This is a genomic window from Erythrobacter donghaensis (assembly GCF_001557325.1).
Taxonomy (GTDB): domain Bacteria; phylum Pseudomonadota; class Alphaproteobacteria; order Sphingomonadales; family Sphingomonadaceae; genus Erythrobacter; species Erythrobacter donghaensis_B.
Map to the genome: position 1 here is coordinate 1 of NZ_LSJS01000272.1, position 17,480 is coordinate 17,480.

Consider the following 17,480-nt stretch of genomic DNA (forward strand, 5'->3'; position numbering starts at 1 on the left):
TCAAACCCAGTGACCGCTAACTGAAACGGGTGCGGCCTTCACCGGATGGATACGCAGTCGCTGGTCGCGATGCGCAATGGCCTGTCGCACGGCACCACCGACATCCACACGCCGGGAATGACGATGATCGTACTCGAAGGCTGCGCCTGGGCGATCGACTGCGCCTTTCCTTGATCGGCGCTCAGTGTTGGGGATAGCCGAGCTTGCCTAAGGGAAGTCCGGGCGGCGCGAATCGCTTCTTCGACAGGTCGAGCTCGCCCAAGGTCCGCAATTTGTCTTCAAGGCGTTCGTCGATCCACGCCCGCGATCGGTCGGTGAGCACCATGCCCGGTTTGCGGTTATAGGCGATCATCGGATCGATATTGCCCCTGCCTGCCGCAGCGTTTCGCTGCGTCGAGGCGAAGCTGTCCGATTTCATCGCCGCCATCATCGCGCGGAACGACACGCCATCGTCGAGCGTCCCGTCGAGGAACCGAGTATCGTGCACCCGCACATAATTGGCCCAATTTTGCTTCCACGGCCGCAGGGCGATCTCCGCCCTGCTGGCGACATCGACATCGTCACGATGTTCGCGGCCGATTGCCTTGCCGAAGATCATCAGATCGTCCGGGCTATGGACGAGGCGCCCGAGATACAGAACGTCGCCGTCCTTGACCTGCCGGGGATGGATTGCGCTGGGATACGTGAACGCCCAATTAGCGCCCGACTCCGCGACGACATCGTCGGTGCGGAGATCACGGCTCGCCTTGTTGTCACCCGTTCCTGAGAATTTGACAAAGGCCTGATTGGCAAAGGAGGGCGTGGCCGCAGTCGACGTGACGAACGGACTGTCGGCGGGAACCTTCGCGCCGAAATCGGGGAGCGATTGCTTGGGCTTTCCCGGATTGGCGACGCGCCGCGCTTCGAGGATTTTCTCCCACTCCTTGAGCTTCACCGGGGTGAGATCGGCGCCGGCCAGCTTCCATAGCCGCTCGAAATAGTCGCCGCAGGTCGAGACGATCGCGGGATCGCCGGCGGCGAAGCCGAATTCGTGGTTTCGCCGCATCGCCGCCTCGGTGACGTTGGCGCTCGTCGCGATCACGCTGGCGTTGCCGAACAGATAGAGCTTCGCGTGCAGCCCGCGCACGCCGCGCACCTTGCCGCCCGCCGCCAACACCGCGCGCAGTGCCGCGATGTCGCTGACGCCCTGGTCGAAGCAGTTTAGATCGAAGCGCGTGATCAGTTCGATGTTCTTGGCCGTGCCCTCGCGGACGATCCGTTGTAGCGCCGTCGCCTTAACGAACGGGCAGACGATCCGGAGACCGGAAGGATGGGCGCGTCGCGCCGCCAGGAGCTCGCGCTCCCACGCCTCGCTGATCAACCGAAAATCCGCCATCCGCCCCCTCTTTCCCTCAACCCCCGGCGTCATGCCTGGATATACCATCAGGATGGTAGCAGGATATAGCCACTGGTGGCCGCGACCACCAAGGCGATCACCACGCGCGCCGCCCATTTGCCGAGTTCCTCGACGAACGCGCCGGTGAACCGGTCGATCGGCCTGGGCTCGCTCGCCATCAGTCGTCCTCGGCGAAATAGTCGGCAAGCATCTGCTGCTCGTCGACCCGAGCGTCTGCCCACAAGATCGGGATCGTCCCTGCGGCGGGATTTGAGCGGCGCGAGCGCACCGCGAGGAGCGCTATCGCGATCGGCTCACCGCCGTGGGTCGGTTCAGCGTCATAGGTGCCGGTGAGGATCGCCGCCGCGTGCGTGCGCTCGATCCGCTCGACACAGGCGAGGAGGTCGCGCCACAGCGGCCTGACTCGGAAGTCGCGCTCGGGCTTGCGCCCGATCAGCCCGAGGCGTTCGGCCTGGACGAAGGACGCGAGATCGAGCCATTCGCGCAATTCTGCGAGGTCGTCAGCGGCATCCGGCCCGAGATCGGATTGAAAAAGCAGGCTGTGGGTGGCGAGCATCGCCTTGAGCTGTAGTTCGCTCCGAAATGGTGCCACCGGTACCGGTACGCGGCCCTCGGTCCAAGCGAACATCTCCACGAAATTGGCGGCGGCCTCTTCGGCCGTGGGGCGCATACGCGGACGAAGGAATTCATCCTCGGGCTGGCGCAGCGCGACGGCGATTTTGCGGAGCTGCGCTGGGCGCACCCGGATGCCGCGCTCGACGCGCTGCACCGTCGCGAGCGAGACACGGGCTTCGCATGCCAGCGTTTGCTGCTTCCAGCGGAAGAACATCCGCTGCAATTTCACGAAATTGGCGATGGCGGCGCCGTCGAGGACAAAAGTCGCTGAGGGATCGATCGTGGTCATGGCTGTCAGTATGATGCAGTTTGTCTGTAAATTAGAGAGTGATATGCACGTCAGTTTGGTCACCCAACCCCCGTCCGAAAATCCATGCGGGAGCCACCCCACGCCGGCGAACGGATCGATAAGGACGTCACGGTGGCGGTGAAGCGTCACGTCATTGATACCAACTATCTCGGCTATGATGACTTGGCCGCGTTTCTTGGCCGCTCGACCGACAATTACGCGGTGATCGCGGAGATGACATTGGTCGAGGTGCACAAGAAAGCGGCGGCGTTCCAGGCGCGCCAGCTCCTCAAAATCCTGTGTCGGCACCCGCGCCAGGTCATCATCCTACGCAGCACGCTCGATCTCTATCGCGATCGAGGTGACAGCAAAGGGCTGGTCAACCGCCTCATCGAGCCGAAACAGACCGGGTCATTCGGCGAATATTGCCGCACCGTGATTGACGTTCCCGACGACGAGCACGTCGATGCGCACTTCGCGCTGATGGAGGAGCAGTCGCGCGCGCAGGTCGCCGACCTGCAAGCGTCGGTCGGCAACATCCTCAACCTATTCGAGCGCTGCGTGACGATCTTCGAGCGTGGTGAGCTCGACAGGTTGCGCAAGCGGATTCCTTATTCGGAAGCGTTGCAGCGCAAGCTCATCCACCTCAGCATGGACATCCACAAAGTGTTGCTGCGATCGCTCAACATCGAGCAGCGCTTCTACCCCAAGACGACGCCATGCACGCTTAACACGTTTGTGTTCCGCTACGCACTTTGCGTCGTGATCTTCCTGACACGCTGGATCCGTCACGGCGAGGCCAAAGAGATTCGGCAAGAGCGGCTCGTCAACCACGTGATGGATTTGAAGACGGCGGCGGTCGCGACCTTCTTCGACGGACTCAAGACGCATGACGAAATGCCCAAGGACGTCCATCTCGAGGCGAAATATGTGCTATCGGCGATCGGTGCCTATACCAATTGCGGCAAAGGCGGATGGCGATGACGCCCAGACGCACCATGCAGCGGACGATCGAGATTGCTGACTTTGAACTGCCGCGCGGGGCGGTGTCGATCCAGCAGCTGATGGCGATGCCGCGGTCGGTATGGGATCATCTGCGCAGCGAGATAACCCGCCGCCGTCAGACCGATCCCGCGCATCCAATCGCGCGGTGCCGCTTGTGCAAGGGGCCGATCTTCATTCGCGCGCATTTCGCCGACGGCGAACATGCACCGGTCTTCGCACACTATCCCGAGAGTCCGACCGACTGTCCCTGGTATCAGGGCGTCAACCTGAAGCCCGACGACGCGCGCGCCGCGCAATATCAGGGTCATCAGGAATCGGCGCTGCATCGCTGGCTGTGCGAGACGATTGCCGAAGTGCTCGGCAAAGACCCGCGCTGCCAGCTCGTCACCGTAGAAACCTACCGGCGCCCCGCAATCGCGGCCCGGGGACGTTTTCCCGATGTCTATGCCGAGTTGGACGGGCTCGGAAAATTCGCGATCGAAGTACAGCTCTCCAAACCCTTCGCGCCCGAGATCATCGCGCGTCACCTTCATTATGAAGCCGAGGGCGTGGCGCTGCTGTGGGTGTTCCGCGAACTTCCTCCAGAACTGCCGCAAGGCTTTCACGATGTCATCACGCTCCAGCGCGGCAACGTCTTCCTGTTCGACGACGCGGCGCTCGCAGCATCGATCGCGCAGGGCAAGCTCGTGCTGACCGCCCTTCTCGAGACCGATCGCGGCGGATTTCTCAAACCACGGCAGGCATCGCTCGACGACCTCGATCGCAGCACCGGGCGCGCTGTCTTCATCGAGGATCGTCGCTCGGACCGACTGCTCGAATATTGCCGCCTCGGCCGGGAAAAATGGTGGGAGGCATTTCGCGAAGCGCCGCCGTCGGACTTCGACTTTCCGTTCAGCGAACCCTGCTTTCATCGCGCCTGGGATTCGATCAAGGGTTTCGTGCCAGCGCTCAGCCCGTGGAAGCGCGAATGCTGGTCGACGCAATTCATGCGGGGTGATCAGCATTTTGCGGAACTGGCGGCGATCCTCTTCTCGATCGCCCGAACCGCCGCGACGGCCAAGGATCGCGTCTACGTCACGCGCTATACCGGCGAGGGCGCCTTGGTCGCGATGCTCAATGCCAAGCTCTCATCACAGTTTTTCGCACCCTATGCGTCATTGATCGAGACCATGCTTCGGGCCGGACCTGCGCGCGATCGTCTCGATCGCGCGTCATTGAAGACAGCGTTCGCCAAAGCCGCGGCGATGGCCGAGCAGGTCAAGTCCGGCCATCCCGTCTGGGCGGGGGCCGCGCGACTGTTTCCGGAGGTCTTCGACGGGCTGCGGCGCGCGGAGCTCGACGATCTCGGCAGGCTGCCCGGATGGGCGGGCGGAGCGGAGCAGCCGACTTAGGCCCTTTCTGCGGGACGCAGGAACGGCGGCACTTCTGCTGGCTGCTGATGGAGGATCAGCGTCACGACGTCCTGTTCAAGCGCGCGATCGAGCGCAGCCGTGAAATTGGTGATGCTTGATACCACCTTGTCTCGGCGGATTGCGTGCCGCCAGTTGATTTGTTCTCCCGGTTGCTGCCGCCAGGCGATGAGCTGGACTAGCGCCATATGGCCGAACATCATCCCCTCTTCGCCGGCCTGGAAGGCGATGTGGATATGCGTCGGAGTGAAGGTCTGCCGCTCTTCCAGATCCCAAGTCGTGAACAAGGTGGCGACGTCTTCGTGGATATCGTCACGCGGCTGCCCGCCGCTGGCGGTAAACCGGACGCGGTCAATCCGCATGCGCCATTGCTCGGTCGTGGTATCCCCGCTGGTTTCGGTTTCGAGCAATTCTTCCTTGAGGCACTCCAAGACGATCCCGGCACCTGGCGCGATCTTGTAGGACACGTCGCCGGCAAGCACACCGAGCAGGTTCTGCCGCATCGCCTGGTCGAAACGGATATTGAAGTTTTTCCTCGCCTTTCGGAGATGCCGCACCTCGAACAGCATCCAGACGCTGTAAAATTTCCAGGCGATGAGCAGTGGCTTGCCGAGCAGGTCGGCATAGGCGTTCAATCGGCCGAGATATTCTGGGGTGAACGAGAGCGTCTGGCTCCGCTTCACCTTTACCTCGATCAGGACTGGCCCTGATGACTGAAAGTCGGCGAGCAGGTCGGGAACCTGATAGGTCTCTCGAGACGCGGGTGGCGACTGGTGCTGGTCGAGCTTGTGGATCAACCGGGTCTGGCCGAGCCAGGCGCAGACCGCCATGAATTCGTCCTCAGCAGGCAGGCCGCGGTCGAGCTGGCGGACCTTGTCCGCAATCCGACGCGCATCGCTCGCCCAGCCAAGCTCGGCGAGCACGTCCTGAATCAGGCGGTCGGTATCGTCGGGTTCGGCCAACTTTCACGGTCCTGTTTGTGCGAGCGTCGGTATTGGCCCCATTCTAGGCGGATTGGGTGGTTGACGCACCCCGCGCGCGGCATAGAGCGTTATATTTTGCGCGCACTCTATGCCCCTTTGGGCTACGTTCTTGCCAATAAATATAATAGTCGTTATATCCAGTGCTCGTAACATCGCATCTGGAGCGACGAAATGCGCGCAAACTATAAGTCGAAGACACTGGGTCCACGCGCCGCGCAGCTCGTCGTCGAACTGAACGAGCGGCGCAAGACCATCTTTTCGCTCGAGGACGTCACAGAGATCACCGGCCTGAGCCTTCCGTCGGCCCGCAGCCTCGTCGCTAACACCGAAGCGCGCGGGATCGTTACACGCCTCAAGCCCGGGCTCTATAACCTCGTTCCGTTCGAGCGCGGCCGTGACACTGAGCATGTCAGCGACCCTTATCTGATCGCGAAAAGCCTGGTCGGCGACACGCCCTACTTCATCTCGCATGCCAGTGCGCTTGAACTGCATCGCATGGTCACGCAGCCCCAGCTTGCGATTACGGCATCAGTCGCCAAGCGATTGCGCCCCCAGCGACTGCACGGCTATGAATTCCAATTCATCCACGTCAAGCAAGCCAACTTCTTCGGGCTCATGGATCATTGGATCACGCACGAGGAGCAGGTCAGGGTCAGTGATCCCGAGCGAACCATCATCGACGGTCTGAACCATCCGCAATATGTCGGGGGCATCACCGAAGTCGCCAAAGGGCTTTGGATGAAGCGCGACACGCTGCATATCCCCCGCCTTGTCGAGTATGCGGTGCGGATTGATGTCGGCGCCGTCATTCGCCGCCTCGGCTACCTGCTCGAATTCTACGGCCTCGCCGAGTCCCCAGCGCTGGAGCCGCTGCGCGCCAAGCTGACCTCGACCTATCAACGCCTCGATCCGCTGTTCCCAGCCGAAGGCAGGATGCTCGCGCGCTGGCGCATCCGCATCAACCTCGAACCCGATGAACTAGACGCGATCCGGAGCAGCTGATGATACCGCAACGCGACATTTCCCGCATCGCGAACGCACTGTTTCAAGCCGGGGGCGGGCGCCGCATCCCCGAAGCTGTCATCGAGCGCGACTATTGCCTGGCGTGGTTTCTAACTGCGCTGGCCCGGCATCCGTTGCGTGAGCGGCTCGCGTTCAAGGGCGGCACGGCGTTGCGGCGCTGCTGGTTCGAAAACTATCGATTCTCGGAGGATCTGGATTTCTCGTTGATCGAGCCGACCGAGCTCGATGCCATCCTCGCCGGGTTCGCCGAGATCTTCGCCGACATGCAGGCCGCCTCGGGCATCGTCATGGCCTACGACCGGCCCGATCGGCACGGCCATCAAAACACCCACACCTTATATCTCAATTACAAAGGACCGCTGCCGGCGGCGAGCGACGTCAAGGTCGATATCACGATCAACGAGGTGTTCTGCTTCGGTCTCGTCGACCGGCCGATCCTGCGCACCTTTGACGAATTTGCCGATCTGCCCGAGGGGCCGACGGTGCGCACATACAGCCTCGAGGAGATTTTCGTCGAAAAGCTCGCGGCGCTGTCGGACAAGGCCCGCACCGAACCCCGCGATCTCTACGACTTGTGGAACCTCGTCGACGAACACGACATCCGGCCGGGCGAACTGCTCAGCGAACTCACGGCGAAGCTGGAACTGCGCGGCCGCAAGCCCGAGGGGCTGGCTGATGCGATCGCGGCGAAGGAGGCCCGTCTCGCACGGTTGTGGAAGGATCGACTGTCGCAACAGATGAGCGATCTGCCCGAATACGAGGGAGTCTTCCGGCAAGTGATGCGGGCGCTTCGCGAGGCGGCGCTACCCTAGCAGCCGTTGCGGCCCATCTCGTGCATGTCTTCCGCAGATAAGCCTAAAGGAGCAAATTGAGTGCATGTGTATTCTTAGGAAAGGACGACGTTGATCGAACTGAGCCAGCAGCGGTTTGAAGCCTTGGCCGGTTACACCCGCCTGCCGCAGATCGTTTTGCTGATCCAGGAGGCCGCATGGTTCTCGACGGAGGACGAACGGCTGCTCGGGCTGATAACCTGGGATAGATATGACCGCGACTTCGGCTGGATCGTGTTGGGGCGGGATCAGCGACTTTGCTACCGCGCGATCGATCAGGATGTGTCGCTTCCGACGTTCGTGGCCGCCAGGGAGCGCCTGAGCGAAGCCATCGATCGCCACGCGGCGCTTCCCGACGAAGCCTATCATCAGGGTGACGAACACGGCGCCCCGGTCGATTTCTTTGCGCCGCGCGTGCCTGTTGACCGCCTGAACCCGACCTTTCGCATTCTGACCGAAGAAGCCCGCTATTCACCGGCTCGCGAGCTGATCGCAGCGATGATGAGGTTTCACGAGGATGCCGACGGCAACTTCGTACAGCAATTCCAGACCACGGCGTTCGATCCACGGATTTGGGAGCTCTATTTGTTCGCCGCTTTCACCGAGCTGGGCTACGCGGGTCAAGCCGATGTCGCCGTACCGGACTTCGTGCTGGCAGGACCGCGCGGCGAACTGGCGGTCGAGGCGACCACGGTCAATCCGCCCCAGCGCGGTACGGTTCCGCAACCGAAGACCGAGCGCGAGATCCGCGCGTTCGTCGACAATTATGTCCAGATAAAACTCGCGCGGGTGCTGACCCGTAAACTCAACCACCAGCCACCTTATTGGGCGTTGCCGGGGGTCGCCGATATTCCGTTCGTGCTCGCCCTCCAGGATTTCCACGCGCCCGGCGCAATGAGCCGGATCGTGATGCCGGCGACCGAATATATCTTCGGGGTCCGGCATTCGATCGTTGACGGGCAACGCCGGATCGAGCGGCTCGACGAGCATGTCTATGGCCGAAATCGCGAGCTTTCCCACTTCTTCGGTTTGCCGGGCTCGGAAAACGTCAGTGCGGTCATGCTCAATCCGTTGGGCACGATCACCAAGTTCAACCGGATGGGATATATCGCCGGGTTCGGCGATCGGCGCGTCAAGATGGTGCGTTCCGGCCTTCGGCGTGGTGAGCTCGACGACGATGGTCCCGCACCGAAAGAGTTCCGCCAGGAAGTGTACGCGCCTGACTATCGGGAAACGTGGATCGAGGGTGCTGTCATTCTCCACAATCCCAATGCGCGAGTGCCGCTCGACCCGGATCTCATTCCCGATGTGAACCACGAATTTCTGCAACCTGACGGCAGCATCATGTCGTTGCTCCCGCCGTTCCAGCCCTATATCTCGCATACCAGTGTGACGCTCGGCGACTGACAGCTGCACGACATTCCGTGGCGGCGGCGCGCGCTAGACGCTGCTGGCTGCCAGCTCTTCCATATGCGTGCGGATCATTGCTGGGATGCTCGTCGAAGCGGCGGGGGCGCCGGCCAGCAACAACCGCGCGGCCGCGGCCAATGTTCGGTCCGGTTGCGCGAGAATCGCTTCGATCGGCGGCGCGTTGATGGCTGGCATCGCCAAGCGGAACCGCGAATCCTGCACCAATGTCGTCCAGCCGTCGAAGAGCCATGTAATGAACGGGTCGGCGACTCCGTCGCGCAGCTTTGAGATACGGGCATGGAGGAGCAGCCAAATCGCTGCCCAGCAGAATTCGGCAGGCCGCGCGGTGAGATCCTGGCGGAGCGCGTTGACCGCAATGGCAGCTCCCTCGCGATCGGTGGTCAATCCGGTGGCGCGGCCGGCCATACGTTCGAGGAGCGGATGTAAGGCGACGAGCTCGGGCGCCGCCAAGCCGGCTGCGATCACGGTGTCGACAGCGGCAAAGTCGCCGGCGATCGCGGTTGCGATCGCAAAGCTCAGCAGATAATCCTCCGCCCCGCGCAGAATCTCCGCGCTGGCATCACCGTCAATCACCGCGAGCGGAATCATGCCGCGCGCGGGATTCTTGAGGTCTTCGCCTAAATCGCGGCCGCCGCCTGATCCCACGATCTCGGACATCGTCGCGTGACGCCTGATCCGCGATACGAAATCGTCGGTGTCGTGCGCACCGATCGCGTTGCGGTCCTGCGCGATGGCGAGCGTAATCTCCGACGACAAGATCGGCCCGTCGGTCAGATAGTCTCGAAACTCGCGATAGAAGCCGGTCGGCTCGGCGAGCGCCTCATCGGCTTCGGCGAGAAAGTAGAAGGCAAGGTCGAGCGCGATCACGGGATGCGACCGGATCGCCTCCAGCGGGTCCGGATTGCTCGCGCATCCAGGGGAATACGGAACCTCCTGGTCCGCACCGGACAGGCGGCCGGTCAGCTCCTTGAACACCCATAGCATCGCGTGGCGCACGACCCGGTGGCAATGGGCTTCGTGCAGCGTCCCCTCGGGATCGAGGCTCGGCAAGCTGACCAGCGCGTCACGCAGCTTCACGATCGCGACATCCGGATGTCCGGCGCGGCATGCTGCATGCGCGGTGTCGGCGAGCAGCCCAACCGCCATCGCCCGCACCGCGGGCAGCGTAAGGGTCGACGCGATCGTCTGGGCGCGGTCGAACCAGTTCTGGGCCGCCGCCCAATCGCCGAGCTCTGCGGCGCTGATGCCGGCTTCGCGGGCGATATAGGCGCGCTCGATCGGATCTTGGCCGCCCTGTTCCGCCGCGGCGGTCAGCAGGGGCAGAGCCTCGGCATGATCGCGCCGGCGCCAATGTATCTTGGCGCGCGCCCGGACGAGAGCTATGTCGAATCCGAACCGCGTCTCGGCATCGGACAGGCAGGCGAGCGCCCGCTCGGCGTCGTTGCCGTTTTCGTCGAGGCAGACCGCCTGGGCGATCGCACAGCGCGCGGCCAGACCCGGGTTTGGCCAACCTATAGCGATGTCCGCGCAAGCGGCGTAGTCGCTGGCGGCAGCTTCCCAATCGAATCCTTCTGTCTTCGATTCCTTGAGCCAGCCATGATTGACGAGGATCAAGAGGTCGCCGCGACCTGGCTGAAAAGACGAGAGGAACCGATCGCGCAGCGCGGGCTCCTCACGGTCGAGCCGTTCGATAAGGCTCCGAAATCCCGCGACCGTGCGGATATTGCGCATCTGGCCGGCGAGCAGGACGCCGCTGACATGGGGGTTGCCGACCGCCTTCGATTGAAAATTACCGCCGGCCGTGGCGAGACGCGGGTCAGTTGCAGTAAGCTTGTCGAAGCGCAGGAGCAGTTCGATCCAGTCGGGGAACAATTCTCCGGCGCGCGGATGCAGCAGCAGTTTCGAGAGGGCCAGACCTTCGAACAGGATTTCGCCCTTAACGTCGCCGCGCTCCCGCTCGAGGGCAGCCCAACATTGCTGCGCCGCCGACACCGAACCGTAGGGCAACAGCGCGAGAAGCTGGGCAAGCCGCAGCATCGCCGACGCCGCGAGATCCTGAGGGAAAATCGGAACATCGCTCGGAAACGATTGCAACTCGCCGACGAACGGGGCGATGATGTCGAGCATTTCGGAGTTGCAGGTGACCACACTGTGAGCGAAGGCGGCCACGAGCGTACCGTCCTCGCTGCAAAGCGCATGGTGCAACACCATTCCGGCATCGAACACCGAGAGATCGCCGCTGCGCATCTTCGTGTCGGCGATGCAGTGATGGATCGCCCGGCACTCGTCGATGCTGAAGACATCCTGCGCCGCGCCTTCGAGCAGCGGCGATACGCGCAGCCTGTCGCGGCGCATCGGCTCAATCCACGGCCCGACAAGGCGGTCGAGTACAAGACCGGCAAGCGACACCGGTGGCGATAGGCTGCCGAGTGCCATCGCCAGTCCGCGGTTGAAACTACCCTCGATCATGCTGGCGCGAAACAGCAGCAGCTGTGCTTCGGCGGGCATCGCCGCGACGAGCCGTTGGCGTACGGCACGTCGCTCTGCGCCAAGCTCGGTGTGCAGCTCGCCACCAAGCACCGCCGCCAGCGACGCGCGCGACCAATTCGCCGCCGAAAGATGCAGGAGGGCCGCCATGGTCAACTGCGGATGTCCGCGAGACGTGGCGCGATAGACGGGACCGGCAAATTTGGCGTCGCCCCCTGTGAACGCGACGAGGTCGGCCACTTCCTCCTCGCTCAGATACGGAATTTCGACCACTGGCGTCGGAGCGGGCGACAATTGGTGCAGCGTAGCGGCGGTCGGCGCGCGGTAACTCGTTATGATCGCCGTTGCATCGCGACGTCGCAGACCGGCCATCACGCGAAGCAGCAGATCGCGGATCGCGGGATCGTCGATCTCGTTCAGATCGTCGAGAATGATGCTCGTCGCCGACGATGCCGCCAATTCACCGAGCAGGAGTTGCAACCGCGCGGATGTATCTGCCGGGCTGAGATTGCGGAAATCGACGATTGCCCATTGGCTATCGGTTGGCGCAGCGACGAGGCGCGCGAGGAGCGATTTACCCAGACCCGTCGCACCGGTCGCAAAGACAAGTCCAGCAGCGCGCCGGGTCTCATCGAGCGCCATCACCAGCGGCGCACGCGGCGCGAGGATCGTGGGCAGCGGCAGCTCGGCGGAGGGGACCAACAGCGACGGACGCGAGAACGCACCGGTCCCCGCCGGCCCCTGGAATGCCGTCGCTAGCTGATCGACGGGCACAGCCACCATCGCCGTCTCGTCGATCAAGGCGAGCAAATCGGCCCGGCGCAATTGGCGGGGACCATCGGATACTGCGGTCATGAGCAGCCGCTCGACGACCGCCGGTAACACCGCCTTACCAACCTGGCTCGACAGTCGACGGGTCGACGCGACAAATTCGATCAGGCCCGCACCGAGGTCGGCACGGACGTCATCCAGGCCAGGGGCACCGCACGACCAATGGATGCGGGCGAGGAACTCGCGACGCAGCGCCGCGTCGGACAGCGAGGCAATATATGTCTTGGTCGCAGGTTTCAGATTGAGGTCTTCGAGCACCGTGCGCAACGGCGCGATATCGGCGCCAGCCGCCGCTTGGCGCCAATATCGCAGCGCGGATTCGCCGGCGATGCGTTGGTCCTTGCGACGCTCGAGGCCGATTGCCGCCGTCGTCAGATAATGGAGCGAAACAATGCGTCCGGGATTACGTGCGACGAGATCGACATAGGCATCGATCGCTGTGTACACATCAGCGGACTGGAGCGTAATGCTACCGCTAGTGGCCTTTACCTGCGTGCCAATTAGCGCTTCGCGGCTCGCGATGGCATAGTCTTCCGCGACTTCCAGGTAGAGTAGCTCGCCGTCGGCCAAACCCAGCCAGGCAAGACCCGAAGTGTAGAGTTGATATCCGTAGCCGCGCAGAGAAGCGACCGCTTGGCGGGCTTTATCCCCCTGAGGCGCGTCGAGGCGCGGGCCAGATCCAAAGACATTCATCGTAGCGCTCTACACGAACCGGCTCAGCTGCGGCGATCCTAGACTCGACCGTCGACATAAATTTTCTCACAAATTGAGAACGGCTAGAATTGCCACCCTGGACGAACGGCTGCTGTCAGGCCGCAGGTCATAACTGCCCAATCTCCAAAATTTTGGCGCCTGCCGTCAATGTCTCCAATCCCATTTTGCATAGCGCCAATCATACGAGATGTCGTCTAACAATAACAATTCGCTAGGCATCGCAGCGCGATGCGAATCTACGCCTAGGGCTCCCCGCCAAGGAATCGCTTCATTCCTCCGTCAAAACTGGCTAGCTCGGGCTGACGGGAGGCGGCGTTTGCATCAAGGTGCTTTATTCACAACAGATTGGCTGACGGAAGGGATCACGGCGACGCCGCAGTGGCTGGCGCTGGATGATGCCCGAATTACGCAATTGTGGGCGCAATCACGCCATTTGCTCGACGAACTTCTGAAGCGCAAAAATCCCACCGAGGCCGATACCGAGCAGAAGTTGATTTACCCGTTACTTGGGCTGCTGGGCTGGGATCATATTTCGGTTCAGCAAAATCTTACCGTCCGCGGGCGCAAAGATGTGCCGGATGCGCTGCTGTTTCCCGATGCAGATGCCGATGCCACCGCTAGTGGGCTGGAGCCGTGGCAGCGGTTCCGCCATGGCTCGGCGCTAGTGGAGGCCAAGCGCTGGGGGCGACCGCTCGATCGGCAAGGCACGGGCGATCAAGGTGTCCCGTCCACCCAAATCATGCACTACCTGCAGCGTGCCAGCGTGGTTACCGAAGGCCGGATGCCATGGGGCATTTTGACCAACGGGCGAAATTGGCGGCTGTATTATCAAAACGCGCTTTCGGTTGCCGAAGATTTTTTCGAGATCGACCTTGGCAAGCTGTTCGGTTTGCCTGGTTGCACACCCGAACTTTTTGACGTCGGCATGTCCCCCGAACACGCCTTTCGCCTGTTCGTTCTAGCGTTCGGGCGTGAGGCGTTCCTGCCGACCGAGCAAGGCCGCAGCTTCCATCTAATCGCGCTTGATGAAACGAAACGCTGGGAAGAGCGTGTCCGAAAGGATCTCGCCGAAACCGTCTTCTCGAACGTGTTTCCCAAGTTGATCGCAGCGATCCCCTTGGCCGACCCCAATCGGCCTGCCGAGATCAATGCGACCTATGCAGAGGAAGTACGCTCCTCCGCGCTGTTCCTTCTCTACCGGCTGTTGTTCATTCTCTATGCCGAAGACCGCAATCTTCTGCCCGATGAGACTGGCCCCTATTCGCCTTATTGTCTCACCCGGCTGCGGCAGGAAATCGAGCAACTGGATAATGAGGGTCGCAAGCCCCTGGAGCGGAGCCACGCCTACTGGTCGCGGCTCGAAACGATCTTCGGGGCTATTGCCGAGGGCGACGACAGCCTTGGCATCCCGCCCTATAATGGTGGCCTATTCGATGCAGCGGAATCTCCGCTGCTCTCGCGTATCCGCTTGCCCGACACCGTGTTGGCTGAAGTCATATTGGCACTGTCGCACCGCCGCGAGGACGGGAGACTGCGTTACATCAACTATCGCGATCTTTCGGTGCAGCAGCTGGGCTCAATCTATGAATCCATCCTCGAATATGGCGTGGAGCCAGATCTTGAGGCCCGCAGCGTCAAGCCGCGAGCCGACAATCAGGCCCGCCATCGTTCCGGGTCGTATTACACACCCGAGCCACTGGTTTCGCTGATTATTGAGAAAACGGTCGGCCCGGTAGTTGCGGAAAAACGGGCAGCATTTGAGGCGGCCCACGGACAAGGGCTGAAAGGCGCGGAACTCGCCCAGCATGATCCAGCGATGGCGCTGCTCTCTTTGCGGATTGTTGATCCCGCAATGGGTAGCGGGCATTTTCTGGTCAGCCTGGTCGATTGGCTCTCGGACAAAGTGCTCACCGCGATTGGGGACGCCGAGGAAATTGCGGGCGATAGCTATGCGTCGCCGCTGGTTCAAAACATTGCTGGCCTGCGTGAAGCCATCCTAGCCAACGCGCGCGACCATGGCTGGCCGATTGTCGAGGACCAGCTCGAGGACCGCCACATCGTCCGGCGCATGGTGCTCAAACGCTGCATCCACGGCGTGGATCTCAACCGCATGGCCGTTGAGCTGGCCAAGGTCTCGCTCTGGCTACACAGCTTCACAGTCGGCGCACCGCTGTCTTTCCTCGATCACCATCTGCGCTGCGGCAATTCTGTGCTGGGCGGATGGGTGCGCCCAACAATGGATTGGTTGCAGGCGCGCGGATCGCTGATCGCCAACAATCATCTTGCCCCGCTGGCCAATGTCGTGCGGCATATGGAAACCATTGAGGGGCTGACCGATACCGACCTGACCGAAGTGCACCAATCAAAGCAGCTCTTCGGCACCGTCGCGGAATCGAGCCGCCCGCTGAATGCCCTGCTGTCGCTGGTCAAAGCGGACGAGCTGATGGGCGTGCTGGAAACCAACGTAAAGCGTCCGCGCGAGACAGCAGCAGCAATCCGCGCCGATGGCGATAAACGCATCGCCGCCATGCCTGAAAAGACTGACAAGGAAAAAGCTGCCAAGGCCAAGGAAATCGAACGGATCGACCGCGCCGCCACCCGTGCCGCAGAGGCCGAGCGCAAGTTCGATCAGGCCGAAGCATTGAAGCTGGTGTTCGAAGGCAGCTTCGGCGACCCGAGCCGTATCGCCAGCGGCGATCTGGCGATCATGGACGGCGATAGCGATGACGGGGCACAGGCCAGCCTGATGCCCGAAGTCAGGCCCGATGATCGCCGCCGCACAATGGCCAGCGGGATCATTGGCGATGCGCTGGGCCATGTGGCGCAGCAAAATTTCTTCAACTGGGAAATCGCTTTTCCCGGTGTCTGGGCAGAGCTTTCATCGAACGCTCGCACCGGCGGCTTCGATGCCGTCATCGGCAATCCGCCCTATGTCCGGCAGGAAGAAATCAGCGCGATCAAACCCGCGCTCGCCAAGAGCTTTTCGACCTATGCTGGCACGGCCGACCTCTATGTCTATTTCTATGAACAGGGGATCAAGCTGCTGCGGCCCGGCGGGCGTATGGGCTATGTCGTTACCAATAAATGGCTGAAGACCGGCTATGCCGAGGAACTGCGGCGACTGTTTGCCGAAGATGTCTGGATCGAATTCCTCGCCGATTTCGGCCATGCCAAGCATCTGTTTCCTGATGCAGATGTTTTCCCCTGCGTCATCAGCGTGCGCAAGCCGCTCGGCGAGGACGTGCCCCAAGAGTTCGATCTGGCCGTTATCCCGCGTGACGAGGTTCCGCGTGAAGGGCTGGCGCTGGCGGTGGATGCCGCGACCTACCGGGCAGCGCGATCAGACCTGACAGCAGAGCCCTGGGTGCTGGAGCCGCCGGATGTCGCCGCGCTGCTGCGCAAAATCCGCGAGCGCGGCGTGCCGCTGTCCGAATATGCCGGGGTCAGCCCGCTTTACGGGATCAAGACCGGCTTCAACGAAGCCTTCCTGATCGACACTGCGACGCGTGACCAACTGGTCCGCGACCATCCGGCGGCATCGGAGATCATCAAGCCCTACCTGCGTGGGCAGGATATTGGCCGCTGGTCGCCCGAATGGGCAGGGCTGTGGATGATCTTTGCTCGGCGTGGAGTCGACATTGAACAATACCCCAGCGTCCTGAGGCATCTGCAACGCTACCGCACTCAGCTGGAACCCAAGCCGGAGAACTGGGTGCCTCCGACAAAGGGGGCGGAATGGCCGGGAAGGAAAGCAGGGACCTACAAATGGTATGAAATTCAAGACTCCGTCGATTATCATGAGCGGTTCAACGAGCCCAAAATACTCATCCGGCGCATTGCGTTCTACGCGCAAATCTGTGCCGATAATGGCGACAATCTCCTGAATGACTCGGCGCTGATATTGCCGACCACGGACCTTTGGCTACAGGTTTGCATGAATGCCCCAACCGGTTGGTACTTCATGTTCAAGAAGTTCCCGCACAAGAAGGACGAGGCGTTGGCACTCGACATTCCGTACGTGAGGAACTTCCCAATTCCACCGCTGGCTGATGATCAGCGAGATCGTGTCGCGGAATTGGTAGCTCTGGCAAAGCAATCGCAGGATGCGATAAATCGTGCGGAATCGTCATTGGCCGATTGGCTTCAGATCGAGTTTTCAAATGTGCAGGTCAATACCGCCCTCCGCCAAGCCAGCCTTCTCGACAGCGATGGCTTCATTGCCGCTGTCCGTGCCGCTTTGCCGCGCCGCCAGTCGCTGACGCCCACCCAGCTGCGCCAGCTCCGTGATGCCTTTGCCGAAACCGCCGAACCCGCACGCACCGCGCGAGGCGAACTGCTCGCCCACGAACGCGCCCTCGCGGCCATGGTTGAACGTGCCTACGGCCTGACGGAAGACGAAGTCGCGCTGATGTGGCGCACCGCCCCGCCGCGTATGCCCCTTCCGCCTCCTCTTGATTGACGGCTTGG

General features: G+C 62.0%; 12 protein-coding genes. 7 read left to right on the forward strand and 5 right to left on the reverse strand.

Annotated features, from left to right (window positions below; translation table 11 throughout):
- The first annotated feature begins 45 nt into the window (after window positions 1–45).
- Complete coding sequence (locus AX692_RS20700) at window positions 46–174, forward strand: hypothetical protein (protein WP_269135513.1); 129 nt, start codon at window positions 46–48, stop codon at window positions 172–174.
- A gap of 7 nt (window positions 175–181) precedes the next feature.
- On the opposite strand, the gene AX692_RS15655 is transcribed toward AX692_RS20700, so the two are convergent.
- Genes AX692_RS15655 through AX692_RS15660 form a run of 3 tightly spaced genes read right to left on the reverse strand, consistent with a single transcriptional unit; the run spans window position 182 to window position 2,363 of the window.
- A complete protein-coding gene (locus AX692_RS15655; RefSeq protein WP_066653387.1) occupies window positions 182–1,375 on the reverse strand; it encodes a phospholipase D family protein in 1,194 nt (397 codons plus the stop codon).
- A gap of 47 nt (window positions 1,376–1,422) precedes the next feature.
- Complete coding sequence (locus tag AX692_RS20705) at window positions 1,423–1,554, reverse strand: hypothetical protein (protein ID WP_269135512.1); 132 nt, start codon at window positions 1,552–1,554, stop codon at window positions 1,423–1,425.
- A complete protein-coding gene (locus tag AX692_RS15660) occupies window positions 1,554–2,363 on the reverse strand; it encodes a helix-turn-helix domain-containing protein (protein ID WP_230959458.1) in 810 nt (269 codons plus the stop codon). Before AX692_RS15660 ends, AX692_RS20705 begins: the two co-directional genes overlap by 1 nt.
- Before the next feature lie 69 nt (window positions 2,364–2,432).
- Here AX692_RS15660 and AX692_RS15665 point away from each other — a divergent pair, with 69 nt between their 5' ends.
- Together AX692_RS15665 and AX692_RS15670 are read left to right on the forward strand one after the other, a co-directional pair.
- Window positions 2,433–3,284 (forward strand): hypothetical protein, encoded by an 852-nt coding sequence (locus AX692_RS15665; protein WP_155645041.1) that lies wholly within the window; start codon window positions 2,433–2,435, stop codon window positions 3,282–3,284.
- Window positions 3,275–4,696, forward strand: coding sequence for a hypothetical protein (locus AX692_RS15670; protein WP_066653394.1), 1,422 nt, complete (start codon window positions 3,275–3,277; stop codon window positions 4,694–4,696). Before AX692_RS15665 ends, AX692_RS15670 begins: the two co-directional genes overlap by 10 nt.
- Here the strand turns inward: AX692_RS15670 and AX692_RS15675 are convergent.
- Window positions 4,693–5,676, reverse strand: coding sequence for a restriction endonuclease (locus AX692_RS15675; protein WP_066653397.1), 984 nt, complete (start codon window positions 5,674–5,676; stop codon window positions 4,693–4,695). The two genes, AX692_RS15670 and AX692_RS15675, sit on opposite strands and share 4 nt — an antisense overlap.
- A 192-nt stretch (window positions 5,677–5,868) precedes the next feature.
- Here AX692_RS15675 and AX692_RS15680 point away from each other — a divergent pair, with 192 nt between their 5' ends.
- The 3 genes from AX692_RS15680 to AX692_RS15690 all read left to right on the forward strand — a co-directional run bounded on the left by AX692_RS15680 (window position 5,869) and on the right by AX692_RS15690 (window position 8,957).
- Window positions 5,869–6,699, forward strand: coding sequence for a type IV toxin-antitoxin system AbiEi family antitoxin domain-containing protein (locus tag AX692_RS15680; RefSeq protein ID WP_066653400.1), 831 nt, complete (start codon window positions 5,869–5,871; stop codon window positions 6,697–6,699).
- The gene (locus tag AX692_RS15685) at window positions 6,699–7,532 is read left to right on the forward strand and encodes a nucleotidyl transferase AbiEii/AbiGii toxin family protein (RefSeq protein ID WP_066684750.1); all 834 of its coding nucleotides are present in this window, start codon (window positions 6,699–6,701) and stop codon (window positions 7,530–7,532) included. The genes AX692_RS15680 and AX692_RS15685 overlap by 1 nt, the downstream gene beginning before the upstream one ends.
- A 90-nt stretch (window positions 7,533–7,622) precedes the next feature.
- Window positions 7,623–8,957, forward strand: a complete 1,335-nt coding sequence (locus AX692_RS15690) for a hypothetical protein (protein ID WP_066652337.1) — start codon at window positions 7,623–7,625, stop codon at window positions 8,955–8,957.
- 33 nt (window positions 8,958–8,990) lie between these two features.
- Here the strand turns inward: AX692_RS15690 and AX692_RS15695 are convergent, their stop codons facing one another.
- Window positions 8,991–12,992 carry a hypothetical protein gene (locus AX692_RS15695; protein WP_155645040.1) on the reverse strand — a complete coding sequence of 1,334 codons (4,002 nt, stop codon included), beginning with the start codon at window positions 12,990–12,992 and terminating at the stop codon, window positions 8,991–8,993.
- Between the two features lie 337 nt (window positions 12,993–13,329).
- Here AX692_RS15695 and AX692_RS15700 point away from each other — a divergent pair, with 337 nt between their 5' ends.
- On the forward strand, window positions 13,330–17,472 hold the full coding sequence (locus AX692_RS15700; RefSeq protein ID WP_155645039.1) for an Eco57I restriction-modification methylase domain-containing protein: 4,143 nt from the start codon (window positions 13,330–13,332) through the stop codon (window positions 17,470–17,472).
- Window positions 17,473–17,480 lie beyond the last annotated feature (8 nt).

Excerpts from the sequence above, each read along its gene's own strand:
- AX692_RS20700 (WP_269135513.1), top strand. The coding sequence starts at position 46 with ATGGATACGCAGTCGCTGGTCGCGATGCGCAATGGCCTGTCGCACGGC.
- AX692_RS15655 (WP_066653387.1), bottom strand. The coding sequence starts at position 1,375 with ATGGCGGATTTTCGGTTGATCAGCGAGGCGTGGGAGCGCGAGCTCCTG.
- AX692_RS20705 (WP_269135512.1), bottom strand. The coding sequence starts at position 1,554 with ATGGCGAGCGAGCCCAGGCCGATCGACCGGTTCACCGGCGCGTTCGTC.
- AX692_RS15670 (WP_066653394.1), top strand. The coding sequence starts at position 3,275 with ATGGCGATGACGCCCAGACGCACCATGCAGCGGACGATCGAGATTGCT.
- AX692_RS15680 (WP_066653400.1), top strand. The coding sequence starts at position 5,869 with ATGCGCGCAAACTATAAGTCGAAGACACTGGGTCCACGCGCCGCGCAG.
- AX692_RS15685 (WP_066684750.1), top strand. The coding sequence starts at position 6,699 with ATGATACCGCAACGCGACATTTCCCGCATCGCGAACGCACTGTTTCAA.
- AX692_RS15695 (WP_155645040.1), bottom strand. The coding sequence starts at position 12,992 with ATGAATGTCTTTGGATCTGGCCCGCGCCTCGACGCGCCTCAGGGGGAT.